At 48.8% G+C, this 21324-nt stretch carries 14 protein-coding genes; all 14 read left to right on the forward strand.

Annotated features, from left to right (window positions below; genetic code table 11):
- Positions 1-18 precede the first annotated feature (18 nt).
- The 14 genes from P364_RS0128030 to P364_RS0128100 all read left to right on the forward strand — a co-directional run bounded on the left by P364_RS0128030 (position 19) and on the right by P364_RS0128100 (position 21268).
- A complete protein-coding gene (locus P364_RS0128030) occupies positions 19-2916 on the forward strand; it encodes an extracellular solute-binding protein (protein WP_024633346.1) in 2898 nt (965 codons plus the stop codon).
- Positions 2917-2973: 57 nt separating this feature from the next.
- A complete protein-coding gene (locus P364_RS0128035) occupies positions 2974-3891 on the forward strand; it encodes a carbohydrate ABC transporter permease (protein ID WP_373456170.1) in 918 nt (305 codons plus the stop codon).
- 2 nt (positions 3892-3893) lie between these two features.
- Positions 3894-4769, forward strand: coding sequence for a carbohydrate ABC transporter permease (locus P364_RS0128040; protein WP_024633348.1), 876 nt, complete (start codon positions 3894-3896; stop codon positions 4767-4769).
- 25 nt (positions 4770-4794) lie between these two features.
- On the forward strand, positions 4795-6246 hold the full coding sequence (locus tag P364_RS0128045) for a hypothetical protein (RefSeq protein ID WP_029881361.1): 1452 nt from the start codon (positions 4795-4797) through the stop codon (positions 6244-6246).
- Positions 6230-6865: a Yip1 family protein gene (locus tag P364_RS0128050; RefSeq protein ID WP_024633350.1), complete on the forward strand. Its 636-nt coding sequence runs from the start codon at positions 6230-6232 to the stop codon at positions 6863-6865. Before P364_RS0128045 ends, P364_RS0128050 begins: the two co-directional genes overlap by 17 nt.
- A 15-nt stretch (positions 6866-6880) precedes the next feature.
- A complete protein-coding gene (locus tag P364_RS0128055; RefSeq protein WP_024633351.1) occupies positions 6881-9451 on the forward strand; it encodes a DUF5696 domain-containing protein in 2571 nt (856 codons plus the stop codon).
- Complete coding sequence (locus tag P364_RS0128060; RefSeq protein ID WP_024633352.1) at positions 9448-10350, forward strand: carbohydrate ABC transporter permease; 903 nt, start codon at positions 9448-9450, stop codon at positions 10348-10350. Before P364_RS0128055 ends, P364_RS0128060 begins: the two co-directional genes overlap by 4 nt.
- Positions 10351-10367: 17 nt before the next feature.
- On the forward strand, positions 10368-11312 hold the full coding sequence (locus tag P364_RS0128065) for a carbohydrate ABC transporter permease (protein ID WP_024633353.1): 945 nt from the start codon (positions 10368-10370) through the stop codon (positions 11310-11312).
- 104 nt (positions 11313-11416) lie between these two features.
- Positions 11417-13111 carry an RICIN domain-containing protein gene (locus P364_RS0128070; RefSeq protein WP_024633354.1) on the forward strand — a complete coding sequence of 565 codons (1695 nt, stop codon included), beginning with the start codon at positions 11417-11419 and terminating at the stop codon, positions 13109-13111.
- Positions 13112-13324: 213 nt separating this feature from the next.
- Positions 13325-15646 carry a helix-turn-helix domain-containing protein gene (locus P364_RS0128075; protein WP_024633355.1) on the forward strand — a complete coding sequence of 774 codons (2322 nt, stop codon included), beginning with the start codon at positions 13325-13327 and terminating at the stop codon, positions 15644-15646.
- A 152-nt stretch (positions 15647-15798) separates the two neighbouring features.
- The gene (locus P364_RS0128085) at positions 15799-16770 is read left to right on the forward strand and encodes an ABC transporter permease (RefSeq protein WP_173405253.1); all 972 of its coding nucleotides are present in this window, start codon (positions 15799-15801) and stop codon (positions 16768-16770) included.
- Between the two features lie 34 nt (positions 16771-16804).
- On the forward strand, positions 16805-17734 hold the full coding sequence (locus P364_RS0128090; RefSeq protein ID WP_024633357.1) for a carbohydrate ABC transporter permease: 930 nt from the start codon (positions 16805-16807) through the stop codon (positions 17732-17734).
- 35 nt (positions 17735-17769) lie between these two features.
- Entirely contained in the window at positions 17770-19416 is a 1647-nt protein-coding gene (locus tag P364_RS0128095; RefSeq protein ID WP_024633358.1) for an ABC transporter substrate-binding protein, read from the forward strand.
- A 25-nt stretch (positions 19417-19441) separates the two neighbouring features.
- Complete coding sequence (locus P364_RS0128100) at positions 19442-21268, forward strand: beta-L-arabinofuranosidase domain-containing protein (protein ID WP_024633359.1); 1827 nt, start codon at positions 19442-19444, stop codon at positions 21266-21268.
- The last annotated feature ends 56 nt before the right edge of the window (positions 21269-21324 follow it).

Consider the following 21324-nt stretch of genomic DNA (forward strand, 5'->3'; position numbering starts at 1 on the left):
AGGGGGACATATGGGAACATGCGGTCACGAAAGAAAAAGGGACTAATTGTGCTGCTCGCCTTTGCCATGATCTTCTCCTTATTGAGTCTGTACCCTACGCGAGATCGCGGTCCGGGCATTGCACAGGCGTACGAGGACTTTGAAGCGGTGTCGGGTACAGCTGATTCCCGCAGCTATGAGCACTACATCTCCACTCTCTCAAACATAGATACACCTGATCAGATTATACGAATTGAGGGGGAAGCTTTCCTGCAGGCTGCGGACGGGGAGTTTGAGGTTATTGATGGCTACGCAGGGCTGGACGGAAAGGCTGTAGTCACACCTGAGTCTGGCACCATCAGTTGGAATGTTCCTGTGCAGTCCAGTGGTTTATACCAACTACGCATTCATTATTATCCAGTAGCAGGCAAAAGCTCCGCGATTGAACGGAAGCTGGAGCTGAATGGAGAGGTTCCTTTCAGAGGAGCGGATGTGCTGCTTTTTGACCGAGTATGGGGGAATCGCGAAGACACGATACGAAGAGACGATCGTGGCAATGATCTCAGACCCCGGCAGGTCGAAACACCAGCTTGGCAGCTTGCCTCCTTCAAGGACAGCGCAGGTTATTTCGAAGAGCCCTATCAGTTTTATTTTGAAAAGGGCAACCAGCAGCTGTCGCTAACCTCGCTGCGCGAAAGTATGGCGATCGATTATATCGAGCTATATCAGGAAGAGAGTATCCCGGCTTACGAAGAGCTTCAGGCTGGTTATGAATCGGCGGGCTTGAAGCCGGCTGAGCCCGTCATGCTCAAGCTGCAGGGAGAACAGGCAGTGAGCAAATCCTCACCAACCCTTGCTCCCATCTCGGATCGCTCAAGCCCATCTCTTGAACCATATGACGTCTCCAAGATCCGTATCAACGCCATTGGAGGCCTCAACTGGAAGCTTCCTGGGGAATGGATCGAATGGGATGTCGATGTACCAGCTGACGGCCTGTATCAAATTGCGCTCAAAGTGAAGCAGGATCAGCTTCGCGGCGTGTATGCCACGCGGAGTCTGATGATCGACGGTAAAGTTCCATTCAAGGAAATGGAGCGTATTCGCTTCAACTACAGCCCTGATTGGCAGACGCGGGTGCTGGGCACGAGTGAAAGTGAACCTTATCTGTTTCATTTGAAAAAAGGAACGCACCGTTTGCGAATGACCGTTACGCTGGGGGATATTGCCCCACTACTGCGAACGGTGGAATCCAGCGTGCTGGAGCTAAATGAAATGTATCGCAAAATTTTGATGATTACATCCAACAAGCCTGATCCGCTCAGGGATTATCAGTTGGAGCAGCGCATTCCTGAGATGACGGAAGTATTCAAGCGGCAGGCCGGCATTCTCCGTTCTGTTGCGGATTATTTGGAGAAGGCAACTGGTGAACAGAGTGACAAGGTAGCCGTATTACACGCCATGGTTGTTCAACTGGAGGATATGGCGGCAAGGCCGGAGACGGTTCCGAAACGTCTGGATACCTTCAAGATCAATGTGGGCGGGCTGGGAACATGGATTTTGTCTGTCCGTGAACAGCCTATAGCGCTGGATTATCTCCTGGTGTCCTCGCCTAATCATGAGCTGCCCAATGCTGAGGCTAACCTTTTACAGCGGATGAAGCACGAAGTGGGTGCCTACGTCGCTTCCTATACAGAGGATTACGACAGTATTGGCAATATGAAGCAGAATACGAATTCCATTACCGTGTGGATTACTACCGGACGCGACCAGGCACAGGTTTTGAAAAGCCTGATTGATGATTCCTTTACTCCTGAAACTGATATTTCAGTCCAGCTGCGTCTCGTTCCGCCCAATATTTTGCTGCCTGCTACGCTTGCTGGAGAAGGGCCGGATGTAGCCATGCAGATGGGCGAAGATATTCCCGTCAATTACGCCATGCGGAATGCAGCGGCTGATCTGAGCGGCTTCCCGGACTTTGTTAAGGTTGCGGAGAGGTTCCGAGAAAGCGGACTGACGCCGTACCGATTCAACAACGGGGTGTATGCCCTGCCGGAGCAGCAGCATTTTCCAATGCTGTTTTATCGGAAAGATATCTTGAATGAACTTGGCCTGGAGCCACCCCAAACATGGCAGGACGTTTATAATGCCATCTCGGTATTGCAAAAACATAATATGGAGTTTTACCTGCCTATCGAGGATGCGACGAACAATGCCAACATGATACCGAACGCAACGTTTGCCATGTTGCTTTATCAGAACAATGGCGAATTTTATGCGGAAGATCAGAAAGCAAGTGAGTTGAATTCAGAGATTTCCATGGATGCGTTCAAGCGGTGGACCCAATTCTACACCAATTACAAATTCCCGCTTAAAGCCGATTTCCCCAACCGCTTCCGCACCGGAGAGATGCCAATTGGAATTGCGGACTACACAACCTACAACATGCTAACCGTCATGGCGCCGGAAATTCGCAATCTGTGGGATTTCACAATCGTACCTGGCACGGAGCTGGAAGATGGGTCCGTAAGGCATGAGGTGGCAAGTGCCACAAGTGCAGTCATGATGCTGGAAAATGCCAAAAACAAGGATGCTGCCTGGATGTTCATGAAATGGTGGACTGACAAGCAGACCCAGATTGAATACGGCAGGGAAATGGAAGGCCTGATGGGCGCTGCGGCTCGTTACCCGACCGCCAATATCGAAGCACTGGAGCAGCTGCCTTGGCCTGTTAAGGATTACCAAAACCTGGAGAAGCAATGGGAGTGGGTGCAAGGCATTCCTCAAGTTCCCGGTGGATATTTTACAGGCCGACACCTGGACAACGCGTTCCGCAAAGTGGTCAATGCGAATGAGAACCCGCGCGAGGCCTTGTCAGACTACGTTCTGTATATCAACGATGAGATCGAACTCAAGCGAAAGGAATTCAATCTGAAGTAGAGGAAGGGAGGGGAACGGTTGCACGCAGAAACCACCAAGGCATCGACTGCTCCTGCCATTCACGCAAGACAGGACAGTCGGTGGTCCCTTATGAAACGGGATTTGTATCGAAGCAGACACTATTACGTTCTAATGGCACCGTTTATGCTGATCTTTTTCATGTTTACTGTCATTCCGGTAGGTATCTCGCTGGGACTCAGTTTTTTCCACTTCAACATGCTGGAGCTCCCTCGATTTATTGGCTGGCAAAATTACTCGCGCCTGTTTCTGAATGACGATGTTTTTTTGATTGCGCTTAAAAATACGCTGCTGTTTGCCGTTATTACGGGGCCTGTCAGCTATATTGCCTGCTTTTTATTTGCATGGATTATCAATGAGCTGTCCCCGAAAATCCGTGCAGTCATGACACTCGTATTCTATGCACCTTCCATTTCAGGAAACGTTTTTTTCATCTGGTTAATCGTGTTCTCCGGAGACAGCTATGGGTATATGAACGGCTTTCTCATGCGCCTTGGCGTTATTCTGGAACCGATCCAGTGGCTTTCGAATGAGAAGTACGTGCTGGCAATTGTCATCCTCGTACAGTTGTGGCTCAGTCTCGGCACGAGCTTCCTGGCCTTCATTGCGGGTCTGCAAACGATTGACCGTTCTCTGGTCGAAGCGGGTACGGTGGACGGTATCAAAAACCGTTGGCAGGAGCTTTGGTATATTACACTGCCTTCGATGAGACCACAGCTCATGTTTGGGGCGGTCATGCAGATTACAGCCTCGTTCGCTGTGGCCGAAATCTCCATCGCACTGGCCGGTTTTCCGAGCGTTAACTATGCAGCGCATACCGTTGTAACCCACTTGATGGACTTCGGCACCATTCGGTTCGAGATGGGCTATGCGTCCGCGATCGCAACTGTTTTGTTCGCCCTGATGCTGGGAACGAACATACTGACACAAAAAATGCTGAGAAAGATAGGTGAATGACAATGACCAGCAAGGTACGTGCCGTTTTTGGCATGCCGAGAAGACTCAACCGGTCATTTTCCGTCAGCCTGATGCTGTTTGCGCTGCTGGCGCTGTTCGGGTCATTCATGGTATTGCCGCTGATCTACACGGTTAACAATGCCTTCAAACCGCTTGATGAGCTGTTTATATTTCCGCCACGCTTTTGGGTAAACAATCCGACGATGGAAAATTTCTCGGATCTGATCAATCTGATGGGTAACTCCTGGGTTCCTTTATCCCGGTATATTGCCAATACACTGTTGATTACGCTGCTCGGGACGGCGGGCCATATCCTGTTGGCCTCCGCGGCGGCATACCCGCTGGCTAAATATCGGTTTCCCGGCTCGAATGTGCTGTTTACCATCGTCATCCTGTCGCTGATGTTCTCGCCACACGTCACGGCGATTCCGAACTACATGGTGATGTCCTGGCTTGGATGGATCAACACACATGCATCCATCATTGTGCCTTCTCTCGCATTTTCCCTCGGGCTCTTCCTGATGAAGCAGTTTATGGAACAGATCCCCGATGCGCTGCTGGAGGCCGCCAAAATCGACGGGGCAAATGAATATCGTATATTTTGGAGCATCGTGATGCCTAACGTGAAGCCAGCCTGGCTGACGCTTATGATTTTACAATTTCCGGCCCTATGGGGAACAGACGGCGGAAGCTTCATTTACAGCGAAAATCTGAAAACACTGCATTATGCGCTTAGTCAGATTATCCAGGGGGGGATTGCCCGAGCAGGGGTCGGTGCTGCAGTGGCACTGCTGCTTATGATCGTGCCAATCACGCTGTTTATCATCTCCCAGAGCAGTGTCATGCAGACGATGGCAACTTCCGGTATGAAAGAGTAGAAGGGGGGCAGCAACATTGAAAAGCATGTGGAAAAGATGCGGATGGATCACCATGGCTCTTGCCTGCCTCCTTTACTTGGGGAATGCGGCGTCAATAGCTTACGCCGACGGACAGACGAATGCGTACAATTATTCGTACTGGGGAGAGGCGGTTCGTTCTCCTGCCGCATATGAGGCGACAACAATCATTACAGGCACGGGGCTGAAGATTGACGCATTCAAAGAACCGACTGACATGCACGTTACGGCTGATGAGCGAATTTACGTGCTGGATTCAGGCAACAGCCGAATCGTTGAGTTGGATCGGGATTTTAATCTGACACGGATTATCGATTCATTTGATCATGATGGACAGAAGGATCACTTCAAACATCCGCAAGGATTATACGTTTCGGACGACGGCCAACTGCTCATCGCCGATTCGGATAATCAACGGATTGTTCATCTGAATGAGCAGGGGCAATTGATTAAAATGGTGGACCTGCCTCAATCCGACCTCCTGAAGGAAGATTTCCAATTCAGACCCATACGCGTTGTTATGGATAAAGGAGAGCGGATCTATGTCATGGCGGAAGGTGTCTTCGACGGTTTCATGGAGTTTAATTCCGACGGTTCATTCGCCTCGTTTATCGGCGCTAACAGAGTTTCGGTCGATCCGGTGGAATATCTATGGAAAAGATTCGCCACTCGTCAGCAGCGCAGTCAGATGGTCATGTTCACACCAACCGAGTTTACGAATATGGACATTGACGAGGAGGGCTTCATTTATGCAACCAGCGGTGACCAGACCGGACTCCCCATCAAGAAACTGAATGCACAGGGCGCGGATATTCTAAGAAGGGAAGGATACTATCCGCCCCAGGGTGACTTGTTGTACAGCAATGAGAAAGGGCCTTCGCGGCTGATTGATGTCGATGTCGGGGACAGCGATATGTATTCCGTGCTTGATGCCAATATGGGTCGGATTTTCACCTATAACGGGGACGGATATTTGCTTCACATGTTTGGAGGTATCGGCAATCGGCTCGGACAATTTAATACGCCTGTTTCTCTGGAGCGTGCCGGGGATCGGATGCTGGTGCTGGACAAAGCACTTGGAGAAATCACCGTTTTTCAAACTACTGAATACGGGCGTACGCTTCATGAGGCAGTACGCAGTTATTTCAATGGGGACGAGGAAGGCTCTGCGAAGCAATTTGCCAAAGCTGCAGACATGAATGCCAATCTCGAATATGCCTACGCAGGTATTGGAAAAGCGCTGTTGCGGCAGAAGGATTATGCCGAATCTACGCAATACTTTAAACGAAGCATGGAACGAGAAGGGTATTCCAAAGCGTTTCTTCTGTATCGAAAAGACCTGCTCCGCGAGCATTTTTCATGGATAATGTCCGGGCTGATTCTGGTTGCTGCCGGGCTGGTAGCCATAACCATCGTTCGCAGACAGAGAAAGGGGACAACGAATGCAGGCATCAAGTAGACAATGGGTCCGATATCCGCTGCATCTTATTTTTCACCCGTTTGACGGCTATTGGGAGCTGAAATACGAGCGAAATCAGAAAACAACGCTGATGATTGCGTTGGTCATTCTGGGATTGCTGGCGATCACGACGATCCTTCAGGCACAATATAGCGGGTTCCTGGTCAATTATAACAATCCGAAACGGTTGAACAGTCTGCTGGAAATGGTCTATGTCATTGTTCCGGTATTGTTCTGGTGTACAGCGAATTGGTCGTTAACCACACTCATGGACGGTGAAGGCAAATTCTCGGAAATCTTCATGTCCACCTGTTTCGCATTGGTTCCGCTGATTCTGATTCAGTTTCCGTGGATTTGGCTCAGCCTAATGATTTCCGGGCAGGAAACGGCCTTTTATTATTTTTTCAACCTGGCTGCAACAGCTTGGACGGTATATCTGTTATTTGTAGGCAATATGACTGTGCATCAGTATTCGCCGGGCAAAACGGTGCTTACCATGCTTTTGACGCTGGTTGCCATGGCCTTCATGGCATTTCTCTGCCTGCTGTTCTTCAGTCTGGTGCAGCAGATTGTGTCCTTTGCAGCCACCATCTATCAGGAACTTGTACTCCGGGGCTAAGGAAGGAGAATGGAGATGATTTTGTACGTGGCCAAAAAAATGCCCGTGATCCTGCTCGTTTTCATCCTGTTTCTTGGCGGCTGTCAGCCCGACTCTACGCCTGTAACTACGTTGTCGGCAAATGCGGATGAACAAGCAGAAGTGCCTGTACTGCAGCCTGGTCAGAAGCTGGCCTCATCCTTCAGCGATGCCCGTCTGCCAGACATGCTCGGGCTTGCCCAGAATGATGAGCTGCAGCTACTCATCCAGGAGGATACAGCTGAGATTGCGGTGATTCACAAGCAAAGCGGGCAGATCTGGCGCAGCAATCCGGAAGATCGGAAGATCGATTCGCTTGCGTCGGGAATCAATAAGGATCTGCTGTCTGCACAGTCCAAGCTGAGCTTCTATAACAGTCTGGGTCAGAGCAGCTCGGTCAATTCCTATACGGACAGCGTAGCTCACCAGCAGATAAGCTACGAAGCATTGCCGAATGGGGTTCGGGTGAACTACCAGTTCGGAACCAATGAGAGTTCTGTGGAAGATCTGCCTGTAAAAATCAGCAAAGAGCGCTTCGAACAGAAGCTGCTTGCCTTGCTCGACAAGGCAGGACAACGTGCCTTGAAGATTGGGTATGCAGAGGAGAAGGACGCGGGTGTATACGTTCGGAACGACAAAGCGCTGCAGGGTCTTCAGTTGACGCGTGCTCTGAAGGCTTTTGAGACAGCCGGCTACACGTCCGAGGACCTTGAGCTGGACAATGCCGAGCATGGCATCGAGCAGGAAAAAAGCGGCCCCCGATTGTTTATGCTATCCATTGAATATGAGCTGGATCAGGAATCATTGGTTGTACGTGTACCTGCCTCTGGCATCCATTTTCCAGAGCAATACCCGATCAACAGCATATCCGTGCTGGATTATTTCGGGGCTGGCGCAGCGGATCAGGAAGGTTCCCTGTTTGTACCTGATGGGTCGGGAGCACTCATTCATTTTAATAATGGAAAGGTACAATACCCTGCCTATCAGCAGGATGTATACGGACCGGATCTGACGATGAAGCTTCGTGAAGCGGACTCCTCCGAGGAAAGAGCAAGGCTGCCGGTATTCGGTCTCATTCGTGAGGGCGGCGCATTTCTTGGCATCATTGAGGAAGGCGCAGCGGTGGCGGTTGTAAATGCAGATATCAGCGGAAAGCTGAATAGCTACAACAATGTGTATCCGAGCTTCTACCTTGTAAACAAAAGTGATGTAACACTCCAAGCCAGCGACATGGTACGGACACTTCCCAAGTTTCAGAAGAAGCCGACCGCATCGGATTTTGTCGTCCGTTATGCCTTTGCCGGGGCAGAGAAAGCCTCTTACTCCGGTCTGGCTTCCTTATATCGTGACTACTTAATCCAGACGAATGGCCTTCCTGCGAACCAAACAGCTGGGGGAGAAATGGATATTCCGTTTTACCTGAAGCTTATCGGCGGAATGACGACCAGAAAACATATGTTGGGCATACCCTACGATTCTACCGAAGCGTTGACCACCTTTGATGAAGCCCGGCAGATTCTGTCGATCCTTAAGAAAAAACAAGTATCCAACATTCAGGTTCGGTATGCGGGATGGTTTAATGAAGGGCTTCAACATCAGATACCGGATTCCATCAAAGTGGATGGAGCGATTGGAGGACGAAAAGGCATGCAAGAATTCAGCGACTATGCTCGTAAGGAGGGAATTGGATTTTACCCCGATGTCGCTGTACTAAATGTACATTCCAAGACAGGATTCAGTCCTTCCAAGGAAGCTTCACGCACACTGACGCAGGAGCCTGCACTTCTATATCCGATGGACCCGGCAAGACAGCGGCGTGACCGGGATCGACTTCCGTCCTATATCCTGTCTCCGCATTTGCTGGGAGATGTGACTCAAGACCTGCTGAAAGCACTCCAGCCCTATGAGCAAGGGGGATTGTCGGTGCGTGATCTTGCTGATCAAGTGAACAGTGACATGAATCCGAAGAAACTGCTGGATCGCACAGGAGCACAAACAGCCGTCACCGAGAGCTTGAAGCAGATTGCGCAGCAAGGGCTATCTGTTGTTGCCGAAGGCGGGAATGCGTATGCACTGCCCTATGTGACAGATCTCACGGATGCCCCAATGTCCAGCAGCCGCTTCAAGCTGGAGGATGAGGAGATTCCGTTCTTCCAACTGGTTGTACATGGTGGCATCAGCTATACGGGAGCTTCTTACAACCTGTCAACCTATACGGATGCGAGACAGTATGTACTAAAGCTCGTGGAGTATGGGGCAAGCCCGTATTTTACTTGGTTTAACGCACCGAATCATGTTGTGAAGGAAACGGATTACGACAATCTGTATGCTGCGCACTATGGACAATGGATTGATCTCGCTGCGGAGATGTATGAAGAGGTCAATCAGGCCAATCGTCCTTTCGCAGGGCTTCACATGGTGGCACACGAGAAGCTGGCTGAAGGGGTGTATCAAACGACATATGAAAACGGAAGCTTCGCTCTGGTGAATTATAACGACTTCCCGGTGCAGGCAGGCGGTCATAACGTGGAACCCAAAAGTTACGTGACAGGTGGTGAGCAACTCTGAAAGCGCTACTAAAGGGGAAGTGGGGACGCCGAACCTACGCTCAGCAGAAAGCGGTCTGGGGAGTCATCTATGTGCTTCCCTGGCTCGTCGGTTTTGTCCTGTTCTTCCTGGTTCCGCTGCTGGCTTCCTTGCGCTACAGCCTGAGTTCAATTCAGGCGAATGCACAGGGGATATCCATCCAGTTCACAGGTCTCGCCAACTATATCCAGGCAATGACGGTAAATACCAGCTTCAACCGGGCACTGATCGAATCCATCACAGATGTGCTCGTTAATGTGCCTCTGATCGTAATATTCAGCCTGTTCCTTGCAGTTATTCTGAATCAGAGGTTTCCGGGGCGAGCAGTAGCGAGATCCATATTTTTTCTGCCGGTGATTCTGGCATCCGGCGTCATCATGACGCTGGAAAGCACCAGTCTGATCGAGGCTGTGAACCAGAGCAATACAGGTGGCAGCGCCTTGGGAACCTTTGAGATTGAAAAGCTGATGCTGGATGCGGGGTTGAGCGAATGGGTCGTGACATATCTGAGCGGTGCGGTAGACCGGATATATCAGATTGTCAGTCAATCCGGTGTACAGATTCTCATATTTTTGGCAGGTATCCAAACGATATCGCCCCAGCTATATGAAGCATCCAAAATGGAAGGGGCCACTGGATATGAAGCGTTCTGGAAAATCACGTTTCCGATGGTCAGCCCACTCATTTTTGTGAACGTCATTTACACCATCGTCGATTCTTTTGCAAACAACGCCATGACCAAGCTTATTCGCGATACAGGCTTCGTTAAATTTGATTTTGGGTTAAGCTCAGCCATGGCATGGGTGTATTTCCTGGCTATTGCCGTCATTCTGGTGATCGTTTCACTTATTTTCTCCAAACGTGTCTTCTATCAAGATTAGAAAAGGGGGTGTGTGCGTTGATGATATCAAGACTGTTGTCGCTGGAGCAGTGGAAAAGCTGGCTGTGGTCTGTTGTGAGATTCACACTCATTGCAGGGCTATCCTTCGTTATTTTGTTTCCTATCTTTCAGAAGATATCAACGTCCATCAAGGATAAAAGTGATTTGTATTCCGCGGTTGTCGTCTGGATTCCACAGAATTTCTCTATCGACAATTTTCGAGAGGCTATTCGTGTCATGGATTACTGGGCAACGCTGTTCAATACGTTTGCGTTGTCTGCAACAACGACTATTTTGACCACGCTTTCCTGTGCACTTGCCGGATACGGGTTTGCCCGCTTGAAGTTTAAGGGAAGTAATCTGTTGTTCGCCGGAGTCATTCTGACCATACTGGTGCCGCCCACCACGATCCTGATCCCGGTGTATCTGAATCTGAAGAGCTTCGATCTCATGGGACTGATGACGCTGATTGCAGGCAAACCCGTCAATCTGCTGAATACGTACTGGCCGTTTATTTTGACTGCCATAACAGCCAATTCGCTCAAAGCAGGTTTGTACATTTTTATCTTTCGCCAATTTTTCAGGGGCATTCCCAAAGAGGTGGAGGAAGCCGCTTACGTTGATGGTGCAGGGATCAGCCGAACCTTTACACGTATTATGCTCCCAAATGCAATTCCATCAATCGTTACTGTACTGCTGTTTTCTTTCGTCTGGCAATGGAATGACAGCTTCTACACGACAACCTATCTGACGTCCAGCAAGGTGATGTCAACGCAGCTGTCTTCTCTTCCATATAATCTGGCACAGCAGGTTAGTGATGGCGCATCCAAAGCCGATCCATTCTATCTGAGCATGATTCAGGATACAGGCATTCTGCTGGCGATCCTGCCTTTAATCATCATTTATCTGTTTGTGCAGCGTTATTTCGTTGAAAGTGTTGAACGTACTGGCATCGTTGGATAATGATTCTCTCTTGAATGGGGGCTGGAAGGTCTAGCCCCTTTATAGTAAAGGAGGTGTTGCCTTCCGTTTTAACGTTTTACACTTTAAGCTCAGGAGGGATTATATTGAAGAGATGGTTGGTATCTTGTAAATTTATGATCATTCTCGGTTTGCTATTGTCTATTATGCCGTTCGGAACCGAACGTGCGGAAGCGTGGGTCGGCATGCCGATGGGCAAGCTTCATGTCAGCGGCAAAAACTTGGTGAACAGTAGTAACCAGCCCGTCGTGCTAAGTGGCTGGCATCAGCCTTCAGGCGCCTACTGGACATATCAGAACAGCAATTATTATCTGAATCTTCATGGCAACAACCGTCATGCTGCCACATTGGCTTACCTGAAGGATATTACGGATACATTCACAAGTACAAGCCCGAAATACGGAAGCAGCCACGGCTGGAATATGAATCAGATTCGGCTGTTCATTGACCGTGAGGACATGGGCGATGTGGCGGCAGGCACCTACAATTTTGCAGGTGTACAAGCCGTGACACAGAACGTCATTATTCCTTATATACAATATGCCAAAACCAAAGGCGTCTATGTTACGCTTGGACTCGATTTCACACTGAAGGATGATCAGGCCACCACTTCGGCCAATCTGCAAAAGTTCAATCAGATCTGGGGTTATCTCGCTGCTCGTCCAGAGATAAAAAGTGCCGATAATGTACATTTCGAGCTGATCAACGAGCCGGTAAAATCCTATGCGAACGGACATTGGGGTGGTTATAACGGCGAGAACGACTTTGTGGACCACTGGAACGACTTGCGCAATTTCCAGAATTCCATCATCTCGACCATTCGGAGCCAAGGCGCGGATAATGTCATCTGGGCCGCTGGTTTGGGATATAACCAATTCTACAGTCTGACAGCAAGCCATCCGTTGACAGACCCGCTGAACAATTACGGTTATGCCGTTCACTGGTATCCGGGTTACGGAGCATATGACAACATGTCCATTCTGCAAGATCAATGGAATACCAATGTAAAGGCAGCTGCTGATAATTATCCGATTAACATCACCGAAGTCACTTGGTTCAAAAAGAAAGCCGGCGATTCCGAATACTGGAATCTGTTCAATGGCAGCAATGAAGGCTTTGGTAACAATACGAAGACCATTTTCAACGCGGCAGGCAATGTAAGTATTGCAGCTCACATGAACGGTTTTATTCTGGATGCTGGACAGCGAAGCTCCTTTGCTGATCCTACGGCAGGATTGAAATGGGACGGTGATGCTTCAAGAAGCGCAATGGGACGATTTCTCTTCGAATGGTTCTATGAACGTGCTCAGACCTATCCAAACGGTGGCACTCCATCAAGCGGTCTAGTCTCGGGTGCGACCTACAAGATTGTGTCCAGACATTCGAACAAGGTTATTGATGTACCGGGTGGGGTAAACGAGAACAACTTGCAGCTTCAGCAATGGTCTGATCTGGGGGGCAATCCTCAAAAGTGGGTCCTGAATCAAATAGCTAGCGGAATTTACAGTTTGACGAGTGTGAATTCGCCTGATAAGGTGATCGACATCCGAAATGGCACCAGTACCAACGGAGAGGCAGTACAGCTTATGAGTAATTTAAACACCACTGCGCAGCATTTCAAAATCAATGATCTGGGCAATGGGTACTGGAGTATTATTAACGTGAATAGCAATAAAGCCATTGAGGTAACCGGTTCTGCGACGACAGACGGTGCAAAATTGCAGCAAAACGATTACACAGGCGGAACCAACCAGCAATGGAAGTTTGTAGCCGTCAATTAAACAAAATGTACAAAAGGAGCCTTCCAGCTATTGCGGCTGGGAAGGTTTCTTTTTGGTGTTCAGAAGTAGTCCTCTATTAACCGCTAGTGGTTTAGTACAAAAATTTCAAGTATTTGTACCAAAAAGATTAAGGTGTACCTTCACCACACACAAATGAAAGGTGTATTATGAAACAAATCAATTTTGTAAACGTTTACCAAAAAGGAGGTACAAATGCAGCGTCTATGGTTCAAATTCACGCCGTTATTCCGCAGATTTATGGTTTCTTATCTCATTATTCTGATGATTCCTCAAATTGCCGGATATGCCTCCTATAGGGCATCCATTGAAGCAGCGAGGACAAGCTCCATTGAAAACAGTCTGAAATCGCTCAACCTGGGCAAGGAAATTATTGAACGAAATCTCATGCAGGTCGAGGATTTCACAAGGCAGTTAGCGATTAACCAGGAGTTGTACCGTTTAATTGCTGATCCCAAGCCGCTCGATGCTAATAATGTTTATGGTTTGGGCCGTATGCAGCGCAGCCTGTCTATGTACAGCAGCACCAATGATTATTTGTCTCATTTCTTCATATATATTCCGAATTATAATGTCATCATCACGCCTACCACCGTTTACTACCGACCTGAGCATTATTACGCCACCAATGCGCTGGAAGGCATGACGTTCGAAGAATGGAAAGAAAACATTTTGAAAAAGCCACATTTAAACGAGATTATTCCCCTTCGGAACTACAAGCAGGAGATTCGCAGTAATCTGCTTGTGGACGCTCCGGCCATTACGTTTCTTCAATCGCTTCCTTTAAACAGCTTCAACAAACCTCAGGCTACCATCGGTGTCATGATTGATGAGAATCAGATGGCGAGCCTGACTCAACATATTGTGGAGCAATATGGAGGGTGGACACTGGTAACAGACGCCAATGGGAACATCATTTTTTCGCGTGGCATGAGTACAAGTGAGGCAAAGCAACTGAAGGATATTCCTGCTGCCAAGGATCGTGAAGTGCAGCCTATGGGAGACGGTCGTCTGCTGATTTCCATTCGCTCTGATCAAAATGGCTGGAATTACATGGCTGGCATTCCCGAACGGGCGTTAATGATAAAAGCAGACCAGATCAAGCAGGTTACCTTTACCTTCACGTTAGCCACACTTGGTTTCGGACTAATCATTGGACTTTTACTGGCTTACCGCAACAGTGCGCCGATTCATAAGCTTTTGTTCGTGTTTCGGGATCAGAATATCGGACTACCGGGAAAAATAAGTAATGAGTACGATTTCTTGGCCAGCAATATTACGAGTCTTATTACGAACAACCATCTTCTCAAAAATGCCTTGAATGAGCAGCTCCCGATGCTGCGAGACGGGTTCATCAAGCGTTTGTTGAACGGTGAGTTTTATACAACCCGTGAGTTGGAGGCGATCTCTTCCCAGACAGACATTTCGCTTCATACCAGTCGTGGGGTTGTGGGGATTATGAGAGTGGATGGCTATGGCAGCCCGGATAGCGAAGAAATTATTCAAGAATTAAGTGTTGCGAGGCTAATCGTGCGTGAAGCGCTGACGACATGGAATGCGGATGTTTTGATAACGGAGTGGGGAACGGATCAGATTGCTTTTGTGCTACCGCTCAGGGATGAAGCTTTGGATCAAACCTTGCTCACATGTGAAGCCCAATTGATGAAACTGATGGATTCTGTGTATCAGGACTACCGGGTATCGACGACCATCGGTATCGGTTCTTCATATGATGTATGGAATGACGTTGGCCGTTCGTTCAACGAGGCCAGACAAGCGCTCGAATATGCCATTCACATCGGGGCGGACCAATTAGTAAAATTCGAAAACGCTGTAAAGGAAACCGAATTGTACTACTATCCGATGGAGTCCGAGCAGCGGCTGATAAATACGCTTAAGGCGGGAGAGATGGAAGAATCCAAGCGTAACTTGGATCAACTGTTTAGCCGAAACTTCGCAGAGCAAGAGCTGTCGTACGATATGACACAGCAATTTATAATGGAATTAAGGGGAACATTTCTAAAGCTGGAGCCTAAGATCATGCTGGATGAAGCGCTTGTCGAGGAGTTCAAGAATCGGATCACTGGGATTCAGGTCACGGACAGTGTTGCCGTATTGCGGGACAAGTTCCATCAGCTGGCGGAAGAGGTCTGCCAGAACGTGCAACGTAAAAAATCCAACATGCATGCGGAAATTGTCAATGAAACAATGGCTTACATCCAGAAGCATTATACCGATGCGAACCTGACGGTGTACCGGATTGCGGAACAAATGGGCAAACCGGAAAAATATATCTCCCAATTATTCAAGGAGCATACCGGAGAGAACCTTTCCGACTATGTAGAGGTGGTGCGAATCAGCAAAGCAGCTGAGTTGCTGCTTGAGAGCCAGCAGACGATTGATGAGATTGCACAGACAACCGGATATAATAGCGCACATTCGTTCCGAAGAGCCTTCAAACGCGTTAGGGGCATCTTGCCAAGTGCATTTCGGCAGATGGAAGATCAAATGAAATGAAGTCGTACGTGATTCGTACCTCATTCGATAAAGTGTACCTTTACGCAATCGGGGAAGCGCTCTTATGATTACCAACAAGAAAGCGCTATCAAAAATGCGTTATCCAAAAAAAGCGGTCTGCCAAAAAGTCTTACTGGCCACCGCATGGGGGGATGAATCTGAGAACGACAATATCTAATGTGGCTTCGGCAACAAGGCAGAGCAGACGCTCGGCTGTCAAGCGAGCCGTATCCAGAAGTCTGCGGAGGCATTGGCAGCTCTATCTGCTAATCCTTCCACCGGTCGCTTACTTCATCATTTTCAAGTATGTTCCGATGGCTAATGCGGTCCTGGCATTCAAGGATTACAACGTTATCAAGGGGGTATGGGGCAGCCCGTGGGTAGGCACCAAGTATTTTGAATTGCTTTTCCAAAATCCCGCCTTCGCCACCCTGATCAAAAACACGCTGTATATTTCCTTCTATCAGTTAATTGTCGGCTTTCCGGTGCCCATTTTGCTGGCGCTGGCACTGAACGAAGTCAAGAGCGCAACGTTCAAGAAAACCGTTCAGATGGTTACCTACGCTCCCTACTTTATTTCGACCGTGGTTATGGTATCCATAATCATGTTATTTCTTTCTCCCCGGCTTGGCATCGTTAATACGATTCTGGGCGCTCTGGGGTTGGAAGCGGTGAATTTCCTGGGAGAGCCGGGATTGTTCCGGTCTTTATATGTGTTCTCCGACGTGTGGCAAAGCATGGGATACTCCGCAGTGATTTATTTGGCAGCGTTGGCTGGCATCGACCCTTCGCTGTATGAAGCGGCTAAAGTCGACGGCGCAAGCCGTTTCCAAAAAATATTGAACGTTGATCTGCCTGGCATACTGCCTGCGGCAGTGATCATTCTGATCCTGAGCGTTGGCAACATCATGGCGGTCGGATTTGAGAAAATTTATTTGCTCCAAAATCCGTTGAATTTGTCGGCTTCTGAAATAATTTCTACCTACGTGTACAAAATGGGGCTGCTGAACGCCAATTACAGCTTTGCAACGGCGGTTGGCCTGTTTAATTCCCTGATTAACCTGATCCTGCTGCTGACCGTGAACGCAGCCGCGAAGCGATTGTCCAATACAAGCCTGTGGTAGTGCACTAGGCCTCAGAAGGGAGGAAGTTCATCTGATGAGCGAGTTACAGACATACTTACGCCGTTCGACGAATAAAGGGAAACCCACGATCAGGGAGTCCTTTGGGGACCGAATATTCATGACCATCATCTACATCGCTCTGATTGTCATTTTAATTGCCGTGCTTTACCCGCTAATCTATATCGTTAGCTCTTCCCTAAGCAGTCCAGCCGCTGTCTCTTCCGGGAAAGTCTGGCTGTGGCCGGTTGACTTGACGCTGGATGGATACAAGGCGGTATTGCAGAACGATCAGGTCATTACCGGATATGCCAATTCCTTGTTTTACACCGTAAGCGGCACGCTGATCAGCGTAGCGCTGACGATCATGATCGCTTACCCGCTTTCCAAAAAAACCTTTGTCGGACGCAGCCCACTGATGATGTTCATCACGTTCACCATGCTCTTCTCCGGCGGATTGATCCCAACTTATCTCGTAGTCAAAACACTGGGATTGATCGATACCCGCTGGGCGCTGCTGATCCCCAATGCCATCTGGGTGTGGCAGGTCATCATAGCGCGCACGTTCTTTCAAAATTCCATTCCAGAGGAACTGTCCGAAGCAGCCGACATTGACGGATGCAGTGATATCCGTTTTATTTTCAGCGTCATTCTGCCTCTGGCGAAGCCAATCGTTGCGGTGTTATCGCTGATGTATGCAGTCGGGCAGTGGAATGCGTACTTCGATGCATTGATTTACTTAAAATCGCAATCGCTTTATCCGTTGCAGCTAATTTTGCGGAGCATCCTCATTTTGAACAATGGTACCGGAAACATGGACGCGGGGGAAATGTTGAAGCAGCAGCAAATGGCGGAGTTAATGAAATTCTCGTTAATCGTCATGGCCAGCTTGCCGGTGCTGGTTATCTATCCCTTCGTTCAGCGCTATTTTGTGCAGGGCATGCTGATTGGCTCGGTCAAAGGCTGACGTTTTACAATCATCAGTAAAGGAGAGGATTTTTTTTGAGAAAACCAGGGTCCATCATATTTGCCTGCCTGCTTCTTCTTGGCGTGGCGCTCACGGGATGTTCATCCACCGAACGAGGCAACGGATTGAAGGGGGAGGGTACCTCCGGCAATAAAGTTTCTATTAATGTATTTGCACATCAAGGTTCGGATACGAATCTTCAAACCAATAAATTCACCAAAAAGATGGAAGACAAGTTCAACATCCATTTTAATTGGACGACAGTTCCGTTTGACGGAGCATCGGAGAAGAGACAAATCTCGTTGGCTTCGGGAGACTATCCCGATCTGTACCTGCTCATTCCATGGGTAGATCGATTTTCGCAAACGGACTTGTTGAAATTCGGCCAGCAAGGTGTCATCGTGCCACTCAACGATCTGATCGACAAATATGCTCCGAATATTAAAAAGGTGCTGGACAGCAACGAATATTATAAAGCGATTAACACGGCTCCTGATGGCAATATCTATGGTCTGACGGGCTTGAATGAATGCTTCCACTGCTCCTATCCTAACAAGATGTGGCTCAATACAAAATGGCTGAAGCAGCTTGGATTAGCTGAGCCCAAAACCTTGGAGGACTTCAAAGGGGTGCTTGAGGCGTTCAAAACAAAGGACCCCAACGGGAATGGCAAGGCGGACGAAGTACCGCTTAGCGGCTCCATTGAAAATTTTGGCGTGCACATTATTCCGTATCTGATGAATGCCTTCATTTATGACGACGACAGAACGTATCTTCTCGTTAAGGATGGCAAGGTAGACACTGCTGCCAATAAATCGGAATGGAAGGAGGGACTTGCCTATATCCAATCCCTCTACGAAGCAGGTCTGATTGATCCAGGTGCCTTTACACAGAATTCGGGCGCATTCAAGAAAATCGGTGATAATGCTGATGCACAACTGTTAGGCGCAGGTGCAGCCATGCACCCGGCCCTTTTTGTGAATACCGATGAGGGCTCGCCTTATGGCAAGGACTATAACGCGATTCCTCCACTGCAAGGACCGCATGCCAGCTATGCAACCTACAACTATCCGATTGATCCTGGGGCGTCGTTTGTGCTGACGAACAAGGCAAGCGAAGAAACGCAGATTGCAGCCATTCAAATGCTGGATTATCTCTACACAGAAGAAGGAGCCATGAGTGCATATCTTGGTGAGGAGGGCACAAGCTGGCGCAAGCCGCAAGAAGGGGAAGTGGCCCTGAATGATCAAGTGCAGCCACTCTACAAAGCAATTCCACTCCCAACAGGAGCAGAGCCACGCAATGACAGCTGGGGTGCGCTGAGTCAGTACAATCACCACAGGGCATACCGTGATGCCGAAGTTCAGGGCAAGGACATCTACGCAGGTGACGGATATGAGCGACGACTTTATGAGGCAACGCTGTTGATGGAAGGCAAAGAACCCGATGAAGTGTTTCCGCATTGGGCGCTATGGGTGGATCCGGCAAGCGCCGATGAAACAAGCATGATGCAGACAAATCTCAAGGATTATATTGACCAGAATGCGCTGCAATTCATTACAGGAGCGAAGAGTCTGGATAAGGATTGGGATGATTACGTGAAAGGGCTGGAGGGCCTGAACATCAAGCGTTATCTGGAAATCATGCAGTCTTCGTATGATTCTTCATCCATTTCTAAATAAAGAGCGGGAATGGAGGTGACCGATATTGTTTGCCAATTTTGGATTGAATGAAGTGAGGTTAAATAGAAATGAATTTGCTACCCGCCGGCAATACATCAAATCGTACCTTGCTTCATTTGATGTTAACCGGCTTATGCATACATTCAAACATAATGCGGGAATAGCTTCTCATACCGAGCCGCTTGGGGGTTGGGAAGCTGAGGATTGCGGCCTTAGGGGACATTTCGCTGGACATTTCCTTTCGGCTTGTGCCAAATACGCCTTTGCCGATCAGGATCAGGTGCTTCACAGCAAAGCCAGCGAGATTGTGGACATCATGGAATCCTGTGCTCAGCCCAACGGATATGTGAGTGCATTTGGTGAGGATCAGCTCGATCTGCTGGAAAGCGAGGAGAATCGGAAAGTATGGGCCCCGTATTATACTCTGCACAAAATTATGCAGGGACTTATCGATTGCCATGTTTACCTGAGCAACTCGAAGGCACTGAAGATTGCTGTGAACCTGGCCCTCTATATTCATGGGCGGTTCACAAAGCTCTCCTTTTGGAAAATCGATGGTATTCTCCGCTGCACACGGCTGAACCCGGCTAATGAGTTCGGAGGCATGGGAGATGCGCTGTACTCACTCTATAATCTCACAGGAAGTGCCGAAATACTGGAGCTTGCCCAGCTGTTCGACAGAGACTATTTTGTAGGTCGCCTTGCCAAGGGTCAGGATGTACTTGCAGATTTGCACGCCAACACTCATCTCCCCATGATCATAGCGGCCATGCACCGTCATGATATTATTGGCGAGGAGCAATACAGAGCGGCAGCCTTACATTTTTACGAATGCTTGAAGGGGAGAACATTTGCAAACGGCAATAGCAGCTCAAAGGCTGCAGCTCCTGTTGAAGGTGGAGTTTCCGAAAAGTCGGAACACTGGGGAGGATTCGGAAGACTGGAGGATGCGTTGACAGGTGGAGAGAGCGAGAGCTGCTGCGCGCACAACACAGAGCGAATACTGGAGAGATTGCTGTCATGGTCAGGAGCAGTTGAATATCTGGATCATATGGAATCATTGAAATATAACGCGATTCTGAACAGCGCGAGCAGCCAAACGGGGCTATCGCAATATCATCAGCCAATGGGGAGCGGTGCAACCAAAGCCTTCAGCAGCGCGAATGATTCCTTCTGGTGCTGTACGGCTTCCGGAATCGAGGCGATGAGCGAGCTGCAGAAAAATATCTGGTTCAAAAGCGAAAACATGCTGCTGTTGAATGCATTCATATCGTCAACGGTGGAATGGAGCGAGCACACCAGCATTGTGCAGCATACCCGTTTTCCTGATGGGTTTACGTCCACCCTGGTGATTGAGACGCTCATACCCGTGACACTAGCATTGCTCCTGAAAGCAAAGTCTGTCAAAGCGGTGAAGATCAACTCGGTGCCGGTGGAACTGGAACATAACAACGGGTACATCGTCATTCAGCACGAATTTCATGATCGGGATATAATCGAGATCGCAATCGCTGCCGAGCTGCATCTGGTCCCACTGCAAGGCTCGGACAGCATGGCAGCGGTAATGTATGGCAGTATTCTGCTTGCACAACTGGGGGAATACACAATATTGAAGGGAATTACCGAGGGCAATCTGCATGAGAAAATCGTCAGACTTCCCCAGGAACAACTGGCATTCGCCGCAGAGAGTGAGCAGGGGAATCAAGTGAAATTCATCCCGCTGTTTCGCGTGGAGGAAGAACAGTACTCGGTCTATCTGGATTTGAAAAATGATTCTCCTGGTGTCCAACGATTCTCAATGGCCGAGGTGGGCAGCGCGGCTTATGAGCAAGAAGGGACAACTTGTCCTTGAAGAGAATAGGGTGAGGGCAGAAAAGTGACATTGGTTGCCTGGATTTGCATACCCCA

The organism is Paenibacillus sp. MAEPY2 (assembly GCF_000499205.1).
GTDB lineage: Bacteria > Bacillota > Bacilli > Paenibacillales > Paenibacillaceae > Paenibacillus > Paenibacillus vandeheii.